This is a genomic window from Burkholderia sp. BCC1640, from assembly GCF_902833125.1.
GTDB lineage: Bacteria > Pseudomonadota > Gammaproteobacteria > Burkholderiales > Burkholderiaceae > Burkholderia > Burkholderia diffusa.
Map to the genome: position 1 here is coordinate 131,031 of NZ_CADFEF010000011.1, position 17,821 is coordinate 148,851.

At 68.1% G+C, this 17,821-nt stretch carries 18 protein-coding genes; 11 read left to right on the forward strand and 7 right to left on the reverse strand.

The window, feature by feature from the left end; all coding sequences use genetic code 11:
- The first annotated feature begins 12 nt into the window (after positions 1 to 12).
- The 7 genes from HWX25_RS14515 to HWX25_RS14545 all read left to right on the forward strand — a co-directional run bounded on the left by HWX25_RS14515 (position 13) and on the right by HWX25_RS14545 (position 6,948).
- Positions 13 to 1,041 (forward strand): DNA polymerase III subunit delta', encoded by a 1,029-nt coding sequence (locus HWX25_RS14515; RefSeq protein WP_175908903.1) that lies wholly within the window; start codon positions 13 to 15, stop codon positions 1,039 to 1,041.
- A 79-nt stretch (positions 1,042 to 1,120) separates the two neighbouring features.
- Positions 1,121 to 1,900, forward strand: a complete 780-nt coding sequence (locus tag HWX25_RS14520) for a TatD family hydrolase (protein WP_059529764.1) — start codon at positions 1,121 to 1,123, stop codon at positions 1,898 to 1,900.
- A gap of 43 nt (positions 1,901 to 1,943) precedes the next feature.
- Positions 1,944 to 2,654 carry an ankyrin repeat domain-containing protein gene (locus HWX25_RS14525; RefSeq protein ID WP_059817616.1) on the forward strand — a complete coding sequence of 237 codons (711 nt, stop codon included), beginning with the start codon at positions 1,944 to 1,946 and terminating at the stop codon, positions 2,652 to 2,654.
- A 120-nt stretch (positions 2,655 to 2,774) separates the two neighbouring features.
- Positions 2,775 to 3,131: a Rap1a/Tai family immunity protein gene (locus HWX25_RS14530; RefSeq protein ID WP_006755340.1), complete on the forward strand. Its 357-nt coding sequence runs from the start codon at positions 2,775 to 2,777 to the stop codon at positions 3,129 to 3,131.
- 96 nt (positions 3,132 to 3,227) lie between these two features.
- Positions 3,228 to 4,400: a mechanosensitive ion channel domain-containing protein gene (locus HWX25_RS14535; protein WP_175908904.1), complete on the forward strand. Its 1,173-nt coding sequence runs from the start codon at positions 3,228 to 3,230 to the stop codon at positions 4,398 to 4,400.
- Between the two features lie 22 nt (positions 4,401 to 4,422).
- On the forward strand, positions 4,423 to 5,598 hold the full coding sequence (locus HWX25_RS14540) for an AAA family ATPase (protein ID WP_175908905.1): 1,176 nt from the start codon (positions 4,423 to 4,425) through the stop codon (positions 5,596 to 5,598).
- Positions 5,599 to 5,883: 285 nt separating this feature from the next.
- Positions 5,884 to 6,948 (forward strand): glycosyltransferase family 4 protein, encoded by a 1,065-nt coding sequence (locus tag HWX25_RS14545; RefSeq protein WP_059529776.1) that lies wholly within the window; start codon positions 5,884 to 5,886, stop codon positions 6,946 to 6,948.
- A 99-nt stretch (positions 6,949 to 7,047) separates the two neighbouring features.
- Here the strand turns inward: HWX25_RS14545 and HWX25_RS14550 are convergent, their stop codons facing one another.
- The 3 genes from HWX25_RS14550 to HWX25_RS14560 all read right to left on the reverse strand — a co-directional run bounded on the left by HWX25_RS14550 (position 7,048) and on the right by HWX25_RS14560 (position 8,931).
- The gene (locus HWX25_RS14550) at positions 7,048 to 7,635 is read right to left on the reverse strand and encodes a YSC84-related protein (RefSeq protein ID WP_059817611.1); all 588 of its coding nucleotides are present in this window, start codon (positions 7,633 to 7,635) and stop codon (positions 7,048 to 7,050) included.
- 226 nt (positions 7,636 to 7,861) lie between these two features.
- Positions 7,862 to 8,323, reverse strand: a complete 462-nt coding sequence (locus HWX25_RS14555; RefSeq protein WP_059464355.1) for a hypothetical protein — start codon at positions 8,321 to 8,323, stop codon at positions 7,862 to 7,864.
- 317 nt (positions 8,324 to 8,640) lie between these two features.
- Positions 8,641 to 8,931 (reverse strand): PsiF family protein, encoded by a 291-nt coding sequence (locus HWX25_RS14560; RefSeq protein ID WP_044843641.1) that lies wholly within the window; start codon positions 8,929 to 8,931, stop codon positions 8,641 to 8,643.
- A gap of 271 nt (positions 8,932 to 9,202) precedes the next feature.
- On the opposite strand from HWX25_RS14560, the gene HWX25_RS14565 reads away from it, so the two are divergent.
- Positions 9,203 to 10,225 (forward strand): asparaginase, encoded by a 1,023-nt coding sequence (locus HWX25_RS14565; RefSeq protein WP_175908906.1) that lies wholly within the window; start codon positions 9,203 to 9,205, stop codon positions 10,223 to 10,225.
- Between the two features lie 83 nt (positions 10,226 to 10,308).
- Here HWX25_RS14565 and lysM read toward each other — a convergent pair whose 3' ends face one another.
- The 4 genes from lysM to gcl form a co-directional block, all read right to left on the reverse strand.
- The gene (lysM, locus tag HWX25_RS14570) at positions 10,309 to 10,779 is read right to left on the reverse strand and encodes a peptidoglycan-binding protein LysM (RefSeq protein ID WP_021162125.1); all 471 of its coding nucleotides are present in this window, start codon (positions 10,777 to 10,779) and stop codon (positions 10,309 to 10,311) included.
- 456 nt (positions 10,780 to 11,235) lie between these two features.
- Positions 11,236 to 12,129 (reverse strand): 2-hydroxy-3-oxopropionate reductase, encoded by an 894-nt coding sequence (locus HWX25_RS14575; protein WP_059693297.1) that lies wholly within the window; start codon positions 12,127 to 12,129, stop codon positions 11,236 to 11,238.
- Positions 12,130 to 12,183: 54 nt separating this feature from the next.
- The gene (hyi, locus tag HWX25_RS14580) at positions 12,184 to 12,993 is read right to left on the reverse strand and encodes a hydroxypyruvate isomerase (protein WP_011657073.1); all 810 of its coding nucleotides are present in this window, start codon (positions 12,991 to 12,993) and stop codon (positions 12,184 to 12,186) included.
- A 44-nt stretch (positions 12,994 to 13,037) separates the two neighbouring features.
- Positions 13,038 to 14,813: a glyoxylate carboligase gene (gene gcl / locus HWX25_RS14585; RefSeq protein ID WP_059529790.1), complete on the reverse strand. Its 1,776-nt coding sequence runs from the start codon at positions 14,811 to 14,813 to the stop codon at positions 13,038 to 13,040.
- Between the two features lie 171 nt (positions 14,814 to 14,984).
- Here gcl and HWX25_RS14590 point away from each other — a divergent pair, with 171 nt between their 5' ends.
- From HWX25_RS14590 to HWX25_RS14600, 3 genes are all read left to right on the forward strand, one after another.
- Entirely contained in the window at positions 14,985 to 15,896 is a 912-nt protein-coding gene (locus HWX25_RS14590; RefSeq protein ID WP_059529794.1) for a LysR family transcriptional regulator, read from the forward strand.
- Between the two features lie 162 nt (positions 15,897 to 16,058).
- Positions 16,059 to 16,706, forward strand: a complete 648-nt coding sequence (locus HWX25_RS14595) for an RNA polymerase sigma factor (protein ID WP_175908907.1) — start codon at positions 16,059 to 16,061, stop codon at positions 16,704 to 16,706.
- Entirely contained in the window at positions 16,696 to 17,595 is a 900-nt protein-coding gene (locus HWX25_RS14600; protein WP_175908908.1) for a zf-HC2 domain-containing protein, read from the forward strand. Before HWX25_RS14595 ends, HWX25_RS14600 begins: the two co-directional genes overlap by 11 nt.
- The last annotated feature ends 226 nt before the right edge of the window (positions 17,596 to 17,821 follow it).

Here is a 17,821-nt window from a genome sequence, read left to right on the forward strand (position 1 = left end):
GGAACGCACCACATGATCTATCCGTGGCAGACCGACGACTGGAACCGCCTGCAGCAACTGCGTGCGCAGTGGCCGCATGCGCTGCTGCTGCACGGCCAGGCCGGGATCGGCAAGCTGCAGTTCGCGCAGCATCTCGCGCAGGGCTTCCTGTGCGAGGCGCCGCAGCCGAACGGCGAGCCGTGCGGCACCTGCGCGGCCTGCACGTGGTTCGCGCAGGGCAACCATCCGGACTACCGGATCGTGCTGCCCGAGGCGCTCGCGGGCGAGGCGCCGGGCGCCACGGACGACGCGAAGCCGGCCGACGCGGACGAAGGCGGCAAGAAGACGCGCACGCCGAGCAAGGAAATCAAGATCGAGCAGGTGCGTGCGTTGCTCGACTTCTGCGGGGTCGGTTCGCACCGCGGCGGCGCGCGCGTCGTCGTGCTGTACCCGGCCGAGGCGCTGAACGTCGCCGCGTCGAACGCGCTGCTGAAGACGCTGGAGGAGCCGCCGTCCGGCGTGGTGTTCCTGCTGGTGTCGGCGCGCATCGACCGGCTGCTGCCGACCATCATCAGCCGCTGCCGGCAGTGGCCGATGACCGTGCCGGCGCCCGACGCGGCCGCGGCGTGGCTGGCGGCGCAGGGTATCGGCGATGCGCGCGCGCTGCTTGCCGAGGCCGGCGGCGCGCCGCTTGCCGCGCTGGCGCTCGCGAGCGACGAGAACCGCCCGCTGCGCGATTTCACGCTCGGCCAGCTCGCGGCCGGCGCCGCGTGCGATCCGTTCGCGTGCGGCGAGACGCTGCAGAAGCTGCCGGTGCCGCTGGTGCTCGGCTGGCTGCAGCGCTGGCTGTACGATCTGCTCGCGCAGCGGATGGCGGGCGCGCCGCGCTACTTCCCGATGCAGGCGGCCGAGCTCGCGCGGTGCGCGGAAGGCGTCGACGCGAATGCGTTCGCGCGCTTCATGAAGGCCGTGACGCGCCAGCGGACGGTCGAAAACCATCCGCTCAATGCCCGGCTCGTATTCGAGGAACTGTTTCTCGGTTATCGGGAAATGTTCGCGTGAGCGCGTATTGTTTCCTTCGCGTGAGGAAACGATTGCCGGCGAGCGCATGAGCGCCCGCCAACCGTATTCAGGAACCACGATGTTCGTCGACTCTCACTGCCACATCAATTTCAAGGGTCTCGCCGACCGCCTGCCTGCCGTGCTGGAGAACATGCGCGAGCACGACGTCACGCACGCGCTGTGCGTGTCGGTCGACTTCGAGACGCTGCCCGACGTGCTCGCCATCGCGCAGGCGCACGACAACGTGTACGCTTCGGTCGGCGTGCACCCGGATCACGAGGACGCGCGGGAGCCGACGCTCGCCGAACTGATCGAGCTGGCCGCGCACCCGAAGGTCGTCGCGATCGGCGAGACGGGCCTCGACTACTATCGCCTCGAGGGCCGCTCGATCGCCGACATGGAGTGGCAGCGCGAACGCTTTCGCACGCACATCCGCGCGGCAACCGCGACAATGAAGCCGCTGATCGTCCATACGCGCTCGTCGTCGGAAGACACGCTGCGGATCATGGCCGAGGAGCGCGCGGACGTGCCGGGCGGCGTGATGCACTGCTTCACCGAGCCGTGGCCCGTCGCCGAGCAGGCGCTCGCGCAGAACTTCCATATCTCGCTGTCGGGGATCGTCACGTTCAAGAATGCAACCGACGTGCAGGACGTCGCGCGGCGCGTGCCGCTCGACCGGCTGTTGATCGAAACCGACTCGCCGTACCTCGCGCCGGTGCCGTATCGCGGCAAGCCGAATGAACCTGCGTACGTCAGCCATGTCGGACGCTTTATCGCATCCGAGCGCGGGATTGCCGTCGAGGCGCTCGCCGATGCGACGACACAGAACTTTTTCCGGCTTTTCAAGATCGCCCGCTAACGACGCGCGGCCAGCCGACAACTCAGGGAAGGAGCCCACAACAATGACGAAGCCGACCACATATCTGCCCAAGCGCGCACTCGTCGCCGCCGCGCTCGTCGCGAGCGGCCTCTTCGCCGCCGCCGGCGCGCATGCCGAGTCGCTCGACGCGATCGTCAAGGCGGTCAAGTTCGACGACATCGCCGACATCGGCAAGCAGCTCAAGAGCGGCAAGCTCGATCCGAACACGCTCGCGCCGAACGGCGACCCGATCCTCGTGATCGCCGCGCGCGAGAAGTCCGACAAGGTTGCCGCCGCGATCGCCACGACGCCGAACGTCGACCTGGAGAAGGAAGACAAGGCCGGCGAGAACGCGCTGATGCTCGCATCGCTGAACGGCGACGTCGGGCTCGTCAAGCTGCTGATCGACAAGGGCGCGGAAGTCAGCAAGAAGGGCTGGGCGCCGCTGCATTACGCGGCGACCAACGGCCAGGACGAGGTCGTCAAGATCCTGCTCGACCACGACGCGTATATCGACACCGCATCGCCGAACGGCACGACGCCGCTGATGATGGCCGCGCGCGGGAACCACGCGACGACGGTCAACCTGCTGCTCGACCAGGGTGCCGATCCGCAGGTGAAGAACCAGCTCGGCATCACCGCGCTCGAGTTCGCGAAGCACTACAAGGCGCCGGACGCGATCGACATCCTGAGCAAGCGGACGGTGCGCGTCGGTGCGTCGGCGCCGGCAGATGCCCAAAAGAGTGCAAAATGACGGTTTCGGCGCGGTGGCGCAGCGCCCGGACGGCTGGAATCCGGCCGTCCGTGGGCGTCCGGCCGCCGCGCCGGTCAGCGCAGCAAGCGGCCCCCGGGCCGCATTGACATAAGGAACACCATGTTGCGGGCTATGTTTTGTGCCGCGGCGTTCGCCGTGCCGTTGTCGGCGGCGGCTTTCACGGGCGCGGATCTCGACCGGCTGTGCGCGAAGACGGACGTCAAGTCGCGGGCGTCGTGCGCGGCCTACATCGAAGGCGCCGCCGATGGCGTCTACAACACGATCGACGCGATCGGCGGCACCACGGGGCCGCGCGTCGGTCAGTATTTCTGCCTGCCGCCCGACATCCGGGCGCAGCAGATGACCGACGCGGTGCGCAAGTACATCGCGGAGAACCCGAAGCTGGCCGACTACAACGCGAGCACCGCGGTGTCGCTCGGTCTCGGCAAGGCGTTCCCGTGCAGGGGCGGCAGCTGATCTGACGCCGCGGCCGGGCGCGCGCGTTGCCCGGACGTCGCCGACGCATCCAGGACGAGGCCGCCGCGCCTCATAACCGAAGCATCCCGGGCGCCGATGATTTCAATCGAGGAATTGCAGCGCATCGCCGATGCGCCATTGCATGCGTGGCTCGGCACGCTGGGCGTGTCGGTCATCGTCGTGCTTGTCGTCGTGATCGTGCACCGTGTCGGCGCACGCATCGTCAAGCGCATCGCGCAACCGTATCCGTTGATGAGCGTGATCCTGCGCTACATCGACAAACCGTCGCTCGTCACGCTCGCGCTGCTCGCGCTCGAGTTCCTGTGGATCCAGGCGGACGAAGGCATGTCGTTCGTGGGCGGGATGCGCACCGCGGCCGCGGTCGGTTCCATCGTGTCGCTGACCTGGCTGCTGGTGCGGCTCGCGGCCGGCGTCGGCGACGCGATCATCCAGGCCCATCCGATGGACGCGGCCGACAATCTCCACGCACGACGCGTCCACACGCAGGCCAAGGTGCTCGTGCGAACCGTCATGGTGCTGATCGTGATCATCGGCACCGGCGCCGCGCTGATGACGTTCCCGAACGTGCGCCAGGTCGGCGCGAGCCTGCTGGCGTCGGCCGGCGTCGCGGGGCTGGTTGCGGGCATCGCCGCGCGGCCAGTGCTCGGCAACCTGATCGCCGGGCTGCAGATCGCGCTCACGCAGCCGATCCGGCTCGACGACGTCGTCGTGATCCAGGGCGAGTGGGGCCGCATCGAGGAAATCACGGGCTCGTTCGTGTCGGTGCGGCTGTGGGACCAGCGCCGGCTCGTCGTTCCGCTGCAGTGGATCATCGAAAACCCGTTCACGAACTGGACGCGCAGCAGCTCGGAGATCATCGGCACGGTGTACCTGTCGGTCGACTACCGCACGCCGCTCGCACCGCTGCGCGAGGAACTCGCGCGGCTCGTCCATGCGGCGCCCGAGTGGGACGGCCGCGTGCAGGTGCTGCAGGTGACCGACGCGACCGAGCGCACGATGCAGTTGCGCGCGCTCGTCAGCGCGGCCTACTCGTCGGCGTGCTGGGATCTGCGCTGTCGCGTGCGCGAGGGCTTGATCGCCTACCTGCAGGCGCGTTTTCCGCAATGCCTGCCGCGCAGCCGGATGGAGCTGTATCCGCACGATGCGGCGCTGGACGAGCCGAACCCCGAACGGCCGCACGCGCGGCCGCCCGCCGCCAGCACGGCGGCCAACACCGCGGCCGATCCAAAGGCCACCGAAGGCCGCTGAACGCGTGCCGATCCTCCTTTCCATGACCGCGCTGAACACGCTCGCCATCGCCAACTACCGCTCGCTGCGCGAGCTGATCGTGCCGCTCGCGGCGCTCACCGTCGTCACGGGGCCGAACGGCAGCGGCAAGTCGAGCGTGTACCGCGCGCTGCGGCTGCTCGCCGATACGGCGCAGGGGCGCGTGATTCCGTCGCTCGCGCGCGAAGGCGGGTTGCCGTCGACGCTCTGGGCCGGCCCCGAGCGCTTTTCGCGCGCCATGCTGAGCGGCGAAATGCCGGTGACCGGTACGGTGCGCAACGGGCCCGTGAGCCTCAAGCTCGGTTTCGCGGGCGACGATTTCGGTTATGCGATCGATCTCGGCCTGCCGGTCCCGAGCCGTTCGCAGTTCTCGCTCGATCCCGTCGTGAAGCGCGAATGCATCTGGGGCGGCGCGCTGCTGCGCCCGTCGACGCTGCTGGTCGACCGGCAGGGCGCGCAGATTCGCGCGCGCACCGGGTCGGGCGACTGGCACACGGTGCCGCAGCCGGTCGCGAGCTTCGACAGCATGATGACCGAGTTCGCCGATCCGGTCGGCGCGCCGGAGATGATCGCGGTGCGCGAGCGGATCCGGTCGTGGCGCTTCTACGACCATTTCCGCACGGATGCGCAGGCGCCGGCCCGGCAGTCGCACATCGGCACCCACACGCCGGTGCTCGCGGACGACGGCGCGGACCTGGCCGCCGCGCTGCAGACGATTCGCGAAATCGGGGATGCCGCCGCGCTCGATGCGGCGATCGACGACGCGTTTCCCGGCGCCTCGATCGACATCGACAACCCGGGCGGCCGCGGCCGCTTCGACGTGCTGATGCGCCAGCCGGGGCTGCTTCGGCCATTGTCGGCCGCCGAGCTGTCGGACGGCACGCTGCGCTATCTGCTGCTCGCGGCCGCGCTGCTGACGCCGCGGCCGCCCGCGCTGATGGTGCTGAATGAACCGGAGACGAGCCTGCACCCCGATCTGCTGCCGGCGCTCGGCCGCCTGATCGCGCAGGCCGCGCAACGTTCGCAGGTGCTGGTCGTGTCGCACGCGGCGCGGCTCATCGCGACGCTCGAACGCGAGGCCGGCTGCGAGTCGCTGGTGCTCGACAAGCAGCTCGGCGCGACCGTGCTCGTCGACGCGGATACGCGCAACCTGCCGCCGTGGAAGTGGCCGTCCCGCTGACGGGCGGGGCGGTGTGCGCGGCCCGCCGGCGACAGGCCGTCGGTCGCCCGTCGCCGGATGCCCGTCGCGCCGGTCCGGCCGTCCCGAAGCGGTATGGGCGGCCTGCGGGCGAATGTATCCTGTCTGTAACAACGTCCATAAAATGAAAGCCCGATGCTTCCGGGCATCGGGATCGCGAATAATAATGGGATGTTCGGCCGGCGCGATGCCGGCCGCATGCCGCATGCAGCGCGGTGTGCATCTGCCCCCCGTGCCGGCCGACCGAGGACACAGGAGACGTGGACCATGAGAATTGCCCAGATCGCCCCGCTGACCGAATCCGTGCCGCCGAAGCTGTACGGCGGCACGGAACGCGTCGTGTCCTACATCACCGAGGCGCTCGTCGACCTCGGCCATGACGTGACGCTGTTCGCCAGCGGCGATTCGACGACCCGGGCCAGGCTCGAACCGGTGTGGCCGCGCGCGTTGCGGCTCGACTCGTCGATCCGCGATCGCGTCGCCCCGCACATGCTGCTGATGGAGACGGTCGCGCGCCGCGCGAAGGATTTCGACGTGCTCCATTTCCACATGGACTACTACTCGTTTTCGGTTTTCAACCGGCAGGACACGCCGTACGTGACGACGCTGCACGGCCGGCTCGACCTGCCGGAGCAGCAACCGGTGTTCGACACGTTCAACACCGCGCCGGTGATCTCGATCTCGAATTCGCAGCGCCAGCCGCTGCCGCAGGCGAAATGGCTGACGACCGTGTACCACGGGCTGCCCGACGCACTGTACCTGCCGCAGCCCGTCGAGCCGCGCTATCTCGCGTTCCTCGGCCGGATCTCGCCGGAGAAGCGGGTCGACACGGCGATCCGCATCGCACGCCAGTGCGGGCTGCCGATCCGGATCGCAGCGAAGATCGACGCGGCGGACCAGGAATACTTCGAACGCGAGATCAAGCCGCTGTTCGCCCTCCCGCACGTCGAATACATCGGCGAGATCGCCGACCACCAGAAGGCCGAATTCCTGTCGGGCGCGCATGCGCTGCTGTTTCCGATCGACTGGCCGGAGCCGTTCGGGCTGGTGATGATCGAGGCGATGTCGTGCGGCACGCCGGTGATCGCGTTCAATCGCGGCGCGGTGCCGGAGGTGCTGGACGAAGGCGTGTCGGGCTTCATCGTCGAAGACGAGATCAGCGCGGTGGCCGCCGTGAACCGGCTGCACCTGCTGCCGCGCGCACGCGTGCGGCAGCGCTTCGAGGAGCGCTTCACGTCGCGGCGGATGGCGCAGCAGTATGTCGACGTGTACCAGTCGCTGATTCGCGCGCAGAAGCGCTCGCGCTTCAAGGTGATCGATTCGACGACCTGACGCGTCACGCGCGCGGATAAAAAAACGGCGATGCCCGCAAGGACATCGCCGTTTGTACATCGCCCGCGCGCGGTGCGCACGGGCGAGGACGCCTCGGCGTCAGATCTTCAGCTTCGAGACCTTCGTGCCGTTGATCGACACATCGCCCATCAGGCCGGCATTGGTCAGCACGATGACCTGGACCGGCGCGGTGGCCGTGGTCGTGTCGACCGCGCCGTTCGCGCCCATCTTCACGAGCGCGACCGATGCACCGGCGCCGGCTGCCCAGCCATCCGAGCCGCGGAATTCGTCGAGCGCTTCCTGCGTCATGAACAGGAACACGATCGCCTTCGACTGCGCGCCGGCCTGCAGGCCGACCGACAGCGACGACGTGTTGTAGTAGCCGACCGTGCTGCCGCCGACGCGCAGCGCGCCGTTGCCCGTCTGGCCGCCGACGATGAAGCCTGCCTGGATCACGTCCGGGAACACGAGCACGCCGCGCGACTTCGCGACGAGTTCGCGCGAACCCTTGACCGTGGAATACATGCGCGACAGCGTTGCATCGACGCTCGAGTCGATCGCCTGACGCTTCGACGCGTTGGTCGCGGCATTGTCGGGCTTGTCGGGGGTGGTGGTGCAACCGGTGAGCGCAAGGCTGCCGACGATGAGCGCAGCGGCGGCTTTCAGCACAAGGTTCCGTTTTTGCATCGTTCTTCTCCATCGGGTGATGTTCGGAGTGAGTCTCGCTCAAGGAGCGGATCACGTCGGCAGTTATATCACAGTGGATTACAACCCCTTTTCATTCGTGCATGAAAAGGCGTCAAATCGTTTTGGGGTGTCGCGGCGCGCCAACGGACGGACCGGCGCGCGTACGGCGATACGTCGCGCGGCCGGCCGGGGACGGCAGGAAAAGGGAAGGGGGCGTTGCTGCGCGTCAGTGCGGCGTGACGGGCGGTGCCGGCGGGGCGGGCGGCTTGATCGGCGGGCGCCGCAGCGCGCGGCGGATCAGCGCGATCACGACCCCGCACGCGAACAGGAACGCGGCCGGCACGACCCAGTAGCCGACGAATGCGTGCCACAGATAACCGGCGAGCGTATTGCGGCGCACCACGTATTCGTCCCGGGCCGCCTGCTGACGTGCCGCGTTGGCGGCCAGCACGTCGGCCGGGCAGCCGGCGGCGCGCGCCGCGTCAGGATCGCCGTGGCACTTCGCGGCGGCGCCTGCCGCCTGCTGTGCATCGGTGAGCTGCCAAGTGGTCAGCGCGAGCTGCAGGTCGGCCTTGTTGTACGCCATTTCCTCGCGGATCTCGCGCACGGCGACGATCGCGACGGGCACGGCCCAGAACACGATCACGATCAGCCAGCGGCGGAACCAGCGGTGTTGTCTCCATGCCATCCATGCCTCCGTTTGACGCGGCGTGCGCGTCCGTCTCGAGGGCGGCCCGATGGCGCTTCTTGTACTTGGGTGGGCCGCGTTGCAGCCATCATAGAAGAAATCGCGGCGAATTGCCGCACCATGTGGCGGCATTCGTACGGCTCGCGGGAGAGTGCGGCGGGAGGGCGGTGGAGCATATGGCGACGGCGGCGATGCCGTCGGCCGGACGGCACGGCAACGCATCCGGCGTCATCGCGCGCGTCGATGCGCGTGCAACGAAAATAAAAATGCCGCGCCCGCCGAAGCGGTGCGCGGCATTCGCGCGGGAGCGCCGGAACTCAGGCGGCCGGCTGGCTGCTCAGGCAACTCTTCATGAACGCCTTGCGGTCGTCGCCCTTCTTGTCGGCGGCCTGGGTGTTGCAGGCCTTCATCTTTTCCTGCTGCGACATCTTCTTCGCGGGCTTGGCCGACAGGCAGTCCTTCATGAACGCCTTGCGTTCGTCGCCCGTCTTGCCGGCGGCCTGGGTGTTACAGGCCTTCATCTTGTCCTGCTGGCTGTTCGCCGCGAAAGCGGGGGAAGCCAGCATGCCGCCGAGAAGCACTGCGGCTACGAGCGATTGGATTTTCATTTCGACACTCCCATGGGGTGAATTGCGTTTTATATCGACGCCGTCACGAAGCCCGGCGCAACGGAACAGGGTCACATCGCGCCGCGCGCTCCGATTATGGCAAATCAATGTGAAAACACCAAAACGGCATTCCTATAACGCGGCGGGCGGCGTGGCCGTTGACGGCGTGCGCTCGCCGGCGATCGGGACAAACCATGACGCGACGCGTTCGGCTCCGGTCTCGCGAACGTGACCTACCGGATGCCCGCCGCGAGCCATTACAATCGCGGCCATGAATACTCCGAACTCCGCAACTTCTTCGTCCGCGCCGGCGCTGCCGCGCATCGCCGTACTCGCCACCGGCGGCACGATCGCCGGCGCCGCGCCGGACGCCGCCAGCACGGCCGGCTATCAGGCCGGCGCGCTCGGCGTCAATTTCCTGCTCGACGCGGTGCCGGCGCTCGCGTCGGTCGCGCGCATCGATGCCGAGCAGGTCGCCAGCATCGACAGCAAGGATCTGGTGCTGCCGCTGTGGAATACGCTCGCCGCGCGCATCGACGCGCTGATGGCCGATCCGGCGATCGACGGCATCGTGATCACCCACGGTACCGACACGCTCGAGGAAACCGCGTACGCGCTGCATCTGGTCGTGACCGGCGACAAGCCGGTCGTGCTGACGGCCGCGATGCGGCCGGCCACCGCGCTGTCGTCCGACGGGCCGCTGAACCTGCTGAACGCGGTGACGGTCGCCGCTCACCCGGCCGCGCGCGGGCAGGGCGTGCTCGTCGCGTTCAACAACCGGATCCACGGCGCGCGCGACGTCGTGAAGACGAGCACTTACGCGGTCGACGCATTCCAGTCGCCGGAACTGGGCGCGCTCGGCTGGGTGCAGGACGGCCGCGTCGAATTCGCGCGCCGCGTGACGCGTTCGCGCGATGCGCACCTGGCGATCGCGGCCACGTGGCCGCCGGTCGAAGTCGTCGCGAGCTATGCGGGCGTGACGCGCACGGCCGTCGACGCGCTCGTCGCGGCCGGCGTGCGCGGCCTCGTCGTCGCGGGCACCGGCAACGGGTCGATCCACGCGACGCTGCAGGCGGCGCTCGCCGATGCGGCGAAAGCGGGTGTCGCCGTGGTGCGTGCGTCGCGCGTCGGCTCGGGGCACGTGATGCGCAACGGCGCCGCGAACGACGACGCGCTCGGTTTCGTGAGCGCCGGGTCGCTGAGCCCGTTCAAGGCACGCGTGCTGCTGATGCTCGCGCTCGCGAACGGCATGAACGGGCGCGACGCGCTGCAACGCGCATTCGACACGCTGTGACCGCTGGCCGCCGATCGGGCGGCGCGCATGAAAAAAAGGCAGGCCATCGGCCTGCCTTTTTTGCGTCAGTGCTGCGCGAATGCTCAGGACTGCGGCGGAATAACGAGCTTCTGGCCCGGATAGATCCGGTCCGGGCTCGACAGCATCGGCTTGTTCGCCTCGAAGATCGCCGGGTACTTGTTCGCGTCGCCGTACACTTCCTTGGCGATCGCCGACAGCGTGTCGCCCGGCTTCACGTCGTGGTACTGAACTTCCGGATCGTCCGGCTGCAGATCGTCGTCGTTGACACCCGCGACGCCTTGCACGTTGCCTGCGGCGACCTTGACCTTCGCCTTCGTGTCGAGGTCGGCGACGCTGCCCGACAGCGTGACGGTGCGCGATGCGCCGTCGAACGCGACCGTCAGGTTCGACGTGTCGAGACCTTGCGTGTTGATGTAGTTCTTGATCGCATCGGCCGCGGTCTGGTTCGCGGCATTCGGATCTTCCGCTGCTTGCGCATCGGCGTGACCCAGCAGTTTTTCACCCGCCTCTTTGATAAACGAAAGAAGACCCATCGCTGCACTCCCTAGGTGGTTGAAAAGAAAACGCGCCGTGAAGTGGCGAAAAAAACACCGCGCTGGGCGCGATCACCGGAGTGAGCGCAGGCGCGGCGGATTTCTCGAAAGGCGTGGCGAAAGTGTAGGCGTTCATCGCGACGATTGCATGAAAAATCGCACGCCCGAACGTAAAGAAGTGTAATACGCGAAATCCGACAGGCGGACACCCGACGACGACGTCTGACCGACCAAGGCTTCCCCGGCGTCGCCGGGTGCCGCTGCGGACCCCACCACGCCGCTCTCAGCCCAGAGCGGCGTTTTTCGCCCCGCCATGCACGCATTTCAGCAATGCGCGGCGGGGCGCCCCATCGTGATGCACGCGCAGGCGCGCATCGATGCGACCGGCCGTAGCCGGATCGCGTGTGTGCGTCACGCGTTCGCCGTTGCAGCGATACGCGCGTCGTTGCGTCGGCGTTACGCGGCCGGCGTCTGGCCGATCTCGAAGTTGGACATGATCTCGAGCGCACGCACGAGTGCCGAGTGATCCCACGCCTTGCCGCCGTGCGATGCGCACACGCTGAACAGCTGCTGCGCGCTCGCCGTGTGCGGCAGCGCGAGGCCGAGCTTGCGTGCGCCGTCGAGCGCGAGGTTCAGGTCCTTCTGGTGCAGCTCGATGCGGAAGCCCGGATCGAACGTGCGCTTCGTCATGCGCGCGCCGTGCACTTCGAGGATGCGCGACGCGGCGAAGCCGCCCATCAGCGCCTGGCGCACGCGCTCCGGATCGGCGCCCGAGCGGGCGGCGAACAGCAGCGCTTCGCCGACCGCTTCGATGTTCAGCGCGACGATGATCTGGTTCGCGACCTTGCAGGTCTGGCCCGCGCCGTTGTCGCCGACGAGCGTGATGTTCTTGCCCATCTTCTCGAACAGCGGCTTCGCGCGCTCGAAGGCTTTCTCCGGGCCGCCGACCATGATCGTCAGCGTCGCTTCGCGGGCGCCGACTTCGCCGCCGGACACCGGCGCGTCGAGGTAGTCGCAGCCGAGCGCGTTGATCTGCTTCGCGAATTCCTGCGTGTCGAGCGGCGAGATCGAGCTCATGTCGATCACGAGCTTGCCGGCCGTCAGACCCTTCGCGACGCCGTCGTCGGCGAACAGCACGTTACGCACGTCGGGCGTGTCCGGCACCATCGAGATGATGATGTCGGCGTTCTGCGCGACTTCGGTCGAGTTCGCGACGACCTTCGCGCTGGCGCGCAGGTCGTCGGGAATCGGGAACGCACCGTTCACGACGAGCTGATGATCGCCCTTGAGCAGGTTGCGCGCCATGTGCGCGCCCATGATGCCGAGGCCGATGAAACCGATGGTTGCCATGTGTGAAAGTCTCCTATTGGGGCGTATGTGGGAAAGCCGCGGGAAGGGCGGATCTCAGGCGGCGCGACGCGCCGAGCCCGGTGCGCAGCCGGCGACGCTTTGCAGCCAGCCGAGCCCTTCCGTCGTGGTGGTGCGAGGCTTGTATTCGCAGCCGACATAGCCGGCGTAGCCGAGCCGGTCGAGCAGCGCGAACAGGAACGCGTAATTGATCTCGCCCGTACCCGGCTCGTTGCGGCCCGGGTTGTCCGCGAGCTGGACGTGGCCGATCGATGCGAGGTTGCGTTCGATCGTCGCGGCCAGTTCGCCTTCCATGCGCTGCATGTGATAGATGTCGTACTGCAGGAACAGGTTGTCCGAGCCGACCGCGCGGATCACGTCGAGCCCTTCGGACGAGCGGTTCAGCGCGAAACCGGGGATGTCGAAGCTGTTGCACGGCTCGACCAGCAGACGGATGCCTTCGCGCTTCAGCGCGTCGGCGGCGAAGCGCAGGTTGTCGACGATCGTGACGAACGTCTTGTCGCGCGCCGTGCTCGCCGACGGAATGCCGACGAGGCAGTTCAGCTGCGGCACCTTCAGCGCCTTCGCGTACTCGATCGCACGGCCAACCCCTTCCTGGAACTCGCCGACGCGATCGGGCAGGCACGCGATGCCGCGCTCGCCCTGGTCCCAGTTGCCGGCGGGCAGGTTGTGCAGCACGAGGCGCAGGCGGTGCGTCTCGAGCCGTTCGGCGAGCTCCTCTTTCGCGTACGGGTACGGGAACAGGAACTCGACGGCGTCGAAGCCCGCGTCCGCGGCCGCCTTGAAGCGGTCGAGGAACGGCACTTCGTTGAACAGCATGGTCAGGTTTGCAGCAAACTTCGGCATGAGCTAAGCCTCTTCGGTCGGTCAGTCAAAAAATGTCGTGCGGATCAGTCGAGCATCGAGATCGCGGTCGGCGCGTGTTCGGCCTTCTCGGCGAGTTCCTCGAACTCGTTGATCGCGTCGATTTCGGTGCCCATCGAGATGTTCGTCACGCGCTCGAGGATCACTTCGACGACGACCGGCACGCTGAACTCTTCCGCGAGCGCCTGCGCCTGCTTCAGCGCCGGCTCGATCTCTTCCGGCTTGAACACGCGCAGCGCCTTGCAGCCGAGGCCTTCGGCGACCGCCACGTGGTCGACGCCATAGCCGTTCAGCTCCGGTGCGTTGACGTTGTCAAACGCAAGCTGCACGCAGTAGTCCATGTCGAACGCACGCTGCGCCTGGCGAATCAGGCCGAGGTACGAGTTGTTCACGACGACGTGCACGTACGGCAGCTTGAATTGCGCGCCGGCGGCCAGCTCCTCGATCATGAACTGGAAGTCGTAGTCGCCCGACAGCGCGACGATCGGACGGCGCGGGTCGGCCGCACGCACGCCGAGCGCGGCGGGGATCGTCCAGCCGAGCGGGCCGGCCTGGCCGCAATTGATCCAGTTGCGCGCCTTGAACACGTGCAGGAACTGCGCGGCGGCGATCTGCGACAGGCCGATCGTGCTGACGTAGCACGTGTCGCGGCCGAACACCTTGTTCATTTCTTCGTACACGCGCTGCGGCTTGACCGGCACGTTGTCGAAGTGGGTCTTGCGCTGCAGCGTGCGCTTGCGTTCCTGGCACTCGGACACCCACGCGCTGCGGTCCTTCAGCTTGCCGGCGGCCTTCCATTCCTGCGCGACGGCGACGAACAGCTCCAGCGCGGCCTTCGCATCCGACACGATGCCGAGATCCGGGCCGAACACGCGGCCGATCTGGGTCGGCTCGATGTCGACGTGCACGAACTTGCGGCCCTTCGTGTAGACCTCGACGCTGCCCGTGTGGCGGTTCGCCCAGCGGTTGCCGATGCCGAGCACGAAGTCGGACGCGAGCATCGTCGCGTTGCCGTAGCGGTGCGACGTCTGCAGGCCGACCATGCCAGCCATCAGCGGGTGGTCGTCCGGAATCGCGCCCCACGACATCAGCGTCGGGATCACGGGCACGCCGATCGTTTCGGCGAACTGGACGAGCAGGTCTTCGGCCGCCGCGTTGAGCACGCCGCCGCCCGACACGATCAGCGGCTTGTCCGCGTCGTTGAGCATCGCGAGCGCCTTCTCGATCTGCGCGCGGGTCGCCGCGGGCTTGTAGACCGGCAGCGGTTCGTAAGTGTCGATGTCGAATTCGATCTCGGCGAGCTGCACGTCGATCGGCAGGTCGACCAGCACCGGGCCCGGGCGGCCCGAGCGCATCAGATGGAACGCCTGCTGGAACACGCGCGGCACCAGCGCCGGCTCGCGCACGGTGACGGCCCATTTGGTGACGGGCTTCGCGATCGACTCGATGTCGACGGCCTGGAAGTCTTCCTTGTACAGGCGCGCACGCGGTGCCTGGCCCGTGATCGCGAGGATCGGAATCGAGTCGGCCGATGCGGAGTAGAGGCCGGTGATCATGTCGGTGCCGGCGGGGCCCGACGTGCCGATGCACACGCCGATGTTGCCCGGCGCGGCGCGCGTGAAGCCTTCGGCCATGTGCGACGCACCCTCGACGTGGCGGGCCAGCACGTGGCTGATGCCGCCCGACTTGCGCATCGCGGAATAGAACGGGTTGATTGCCGCGCCCGGCACGCCGAATGCGGTCTGGATGCCTTCCTTCTCGAGCACGAGTACGGCTGCGTCGACGGCTCTCATCTTGGCCATGAATGTCTCCTTGAATGTGCGGATCTTGCGAATCGGTCTGTTGGGAACACTTTAGGGACGCAGGAAAGGTTTGATAAGATCAGCCGAAGTCGCTTATTTCGAAACTAAAAGTATGGAATGACGGCCGGACGGGGCTTCCCGCCGGTGTCGGAGCCGGGACGGAGACGGGAGATGGATCGTTTCAAGCAGATCGAGACGTTCGTGCGGGTCGCGGACGCGGGCAGCCTCGCGGCGGCCGCGCTCGAGGAGGGTGTGTCGCCGGTGGTGCTCGGGCGGCGCATCGACGCGCTGGAGAAGCGCCTCGGCGTGAAGCTGATGTACCGCTCGACGCGGCGGCTGGTGGTGAGCGAGGAGGGCGCCGCGTTCCTCGAGCGCTGCCGCGGGCTGCTGTCCGAATGGGACCAGGCCGAGAACGAGCTGGCCGCCGGCCGCCGCGCGGTCAGCGGGCACCTGATCGTATCCGCGCCGGCCGCGTTCGGCCGCAAGCACGTGGCGCCGCACGCGCCCGGTTTCCTCGTCGACAAGCCGGAAATGCAGCTGTCGTTCAACCTGACCGATCGCGTCGTCGATCTCGTGCGCGAAGGCTACGACCTGTCGATCCGGATCGGCGGCTCGGTCGACCCGAACTTCGTCGCGGTAAAGCTCGCGTCGAACCGGCGTGTCGTGTGCGGCACGCCCGACTATTTCCGCCGCCACGGCCGGCCGAAGTCGCTCGACGACCTGCTCAGGCACAACTGTCTCGCCTTCAACCTGCAGGGGGGCCAGAACCGCGGCTGGTATTTCCAGCGCCACGGCAAGATCGTGACGATGCGGGTGGCCGGCAATCTCGACTGCAACGACGGCGAGCTGCTGCATCGCTGGGTGGCGGAAAGCCTCGGGCTCGGCTGGCGCTCGACTTGGGAAATTGCCGCGCAGCTCGAGACGGGCGAACTCGAGACGGTGCTCGACGAATATGCGCTGCCGGACTACGACATCCTCGCGGTCTATCCGCAGCAACGCTACGTGCCCGCGCGCGTGCGCTACTTCATCGACTACCTGCGCGAAGCGTATGCGCGCCCAGGCTACTGGAGCACCACGCCGTAACGGGCGCGGCAGGTTCCGGCATTTTTTTGCGCATCGTCGGCTGCATGCGGGAATAAACTCGACGCAGCGGCGGTAAGGTCATCGAGTGCGCACGCTGCCGGTCTGTCCGGGCACCGGGCGCGGAACGGGCGCGGCTTCGGCCGCCGGGACGAGGGAGGCCATGTGGGGCAAGCCGGACAGGCGGTCGACGAACGGACGGAGGGCGACGCGGTCGCGCGCGGCGAGCGGTTTCGCGCGCTCGTGCTGCCGCATCTTGACGCCGCGTACAACCTCGCGCGCTGGCTGAGCGGCAATGCGGGCGACGCGGACGACGTCGTCCAGGACGCGTGCATGCGCGCGCTGCGCTTCGTCGACTCGTGCCGCGGCGACAACGCGCGGCCGTGGCTGCTGACGATCGTGCGCCACACTTGGTACACCGAATGGCGCCGCCGTACCCACGCGCACGAGGTTGCATTGCCGGATACGCTCGACGACACGGAGGTGCCCGACGACTGGCAGCCGGCGACCGAGGATCCGCTCGCGCAGTTGCTGCGCGGCGAGAACGTGCGGCTCGTGAACACGGCGCTCGCGAAGCTGGCGCCCGAATATCGCGAGGTGCTGGTGCTGCGCGAGATGGAGGATTTGAGTTACCGCGAGATCGCGGCGATCGCCGACGTGCCCGTCGGCACCGTGATGTCGCGGCTTGCGCGCGGCCGGCGCAGGCTCGCCGCGCTGCTGGGCGACGCGGCGGCGCCGGCGTCGACGTCCAAACCCGCGCCGGGACGAGCGTCGGCAAGCGGAACCGCATCGGAGGCGATCGATGGACTGTAACGAAGCGCGAGCGTTGCTGGACGCGGACGTCGACCGCGAGCTGTCGGCGCCCGATGCATTGCGCATCCAGCGGCATGTCGAAGGGTGCGACGCGTGCCGCCGCGAACGCGAACGAATCGTCGCGCTGGGGCGGATCGTGCGGCAGGCCGACTATCATCGCGCGCCGAATGCGCTGCGGGCGAGCATCCTCGCGGGGCTGCCGGCGGCGGGCGGCGCGGGAGAGCGCAGCCAGGCCCACGCGGCACCTGGGCCTGACGTGGCGGCGCGGCCGCGGCCTCGACCGAACGGTCGCCGCTGGTTTTCATGGCCGACCGGGCGCGGCGAGCCGGCTCGCCCGGCGCCTGCCGGGCCGGGGCCGCGTGTCCCGGCGCTGCCGGGACTCGGCTGGGGCATGGCGCTGGTGATCGCGCTGGCCGCGGCCGCCGGGATGGTGGTGTCCACGCGCCACGCCGAAACCGGCCAGACGGTCGACGAACTGGTCGCGAGCCACGTTCGGGCCGGCCTGTCGGCGCGCGACATCGACGTGATCTCGACCGACCGGCATACGGTCAAGCCGTGGTTCAACGGCCGACTCGACTATGCGCCGCCGGTCGAGGACCTGTCGGCGAGCGGTTTCCCGCTGGCCGGGGGGCGGCTCGACTATGTCGGGCGGCGTCGCGTCGCAGTGCTCGTCTACCGGTATCGGCAGCACGTGATCGACGTGTACGTGTGGCCGGCCGGCGTCGGGCGGCAAGCTGCGCCGTATGCGGCCGTGTCGCAGGGGTACGCGCTCGACCGCTGGGATGCGGCCGGGATGACGTGGTGGGCCGTGACCGACGCCGAGCCGTCGGCGCTGGACGCGTTCAGGACGGCGCTCGACGCGCGACTGGGCGGGGCGCGCAGCGAGTGACGGCAGGCCGCGTCGCCGGAACGTTATCCCATGCGCGATGCTCCGTCCCCGATTCATGAACAGGTGCGCCGACGGCCTTTTCGGCTGTCGGCGCCGTTCAAGTCTTTGAAAACATGGCCGAATCCGGTCGGAAATCGTCGATCGGTGTTGCATGCGCCCCGTATCCGGGTTAGAATCTTCGGCTTCTCACTTGCCACACCGGTTCAGACGCCCGGGTGGCTTTAAT

What these genes read in the sequence shown, in the direction of transcription:
- hyi (WP_011657073.1), bottom strand. Translation starts at nt 12,993, where the DNA reads ATGCCGAAGTTTGCTGCAAACCTGACCATGCTGTTCAACGAAGTGCCG.
- HWX25_RS14530 (WP_006755340.1), top strand. Translation starts at nt 2,775, where the DNA reads ATGTTGCGGGCTATGTTTTGTGCCGCGGCGTTCGCCGTGCCGTTGTCG.
- HWX25_RS14535 (WP_175908904.1), top strand. Translation starts at nt 3,228, where the DNA reads ATGATTTCAATCGAGGAATTGCAGCGCATCGCCGATGCGCCATTGCAT.
- gcl (WP_059529790.1), bottom strand. Translation starts at nt 14,813, where the DNA reads ATGGCCAAGATGAGAGCCGTCGACGCAGCCGTACTCGTGCTCGAGAAG.
- lysM (WP_021162125.1), bottom strand. Translation starts at nt 10,779, where the DNA reads ATGGGTCTTCTTTCGTTTATCAAAGAGGCGGGTGAAAAACTGCTGGGT.
- HWX25_RS14555 (WP_059464355.1), bottom strand. Translation starts at nt 8,323, where the DNA reads ATGGCATGGAGACAACACCGCTGGTTCCGCCGCTGGCTGATCGTGATC.
- HWX25_RS14540 (WP_175908905.1), top strand. Translation starts at nt 4,423, where the DNA reads ATGACCGCGCTGAACACGCTCGCCATCGCCAACTACCGCTCGCTGCGC.
- HWX25_RS14545 (WP_059529776.1), top strand. Translation starts at nt 5,884, where the DNA reads ATGAGAATTGCCCAGATCGCCCCGCTGACCGAATCCGTGCCGCCGAAG.
- HWX25_RS14525 (WP_059817616.1), top strand. Translation starts at nt 1,944, where the DNA reads ATGACGAAGCCGACCACATATCTGCCCAAGCGCGCACTCGTCGCCGCC.
- HWX25_RS14600 (WP_175908908.1), top strand. Translation starts at nt 16,696, where the DNA reads ATGGACTGTAACGAAGCGCGAGCGTTGCTGGACGCGGACGTCGACCGC.
- HWX25_RS14565 (WP_175908906.1), top strand. Translation starts at nt 9,203, where the DNA reads ATGAATACTCCGAACTCCGCAACTTCTTCGTCCGCGCCGGCGCTGCCG.
- HWX25_RS14550 (WP_059817611.1), bottom strand. Translation starts at nt 7,635, where the DNA reads ATGCAAAAACGGAACCTTGTGCTGAAAGCCGCCGCTGCGCTCATCGTC.
- HWX25_RS14590 (WP_059529794.1), top strand. Translation starts at nt 14,985, where the DNA reads ATGGATCGTTTCAAGCAGATCGAGACGTTCGTGCGGGTCGCGGACGCG.
- HWX25_RS14520 (WP_059529764.1), top strand. Translation starts at nt 1,121, where the DNA reads ATGTTCGTCGACTCTCACTGCCACATCAATTTCAAGGGTCTCGCCGAC.
- HWX25_RS14515 (WP_175908903.1), top strand. Translation starts at nt 13, where the DNA reads ATGATCTATCCGTGGCAGACCGACGACTGGAACCGCCTGCAGCAACTG.
- HWX25_RS14575 (WP_059693297.1), bottom strand. Translation starts at nt 12,129, where the DNA reads ATGGCAACCATCGGTTTCATCGGCCTCGGCATCATGGGCGCGCACATG.
- HWX25_RS14560 (WP_044843641.1), bottom strand. Translation starts at nt 8,931, where the DNA reads ATGAAAATCCAATCGCTCGTAGCCGCAGTGCTTCTCGGCGGCATGCTG.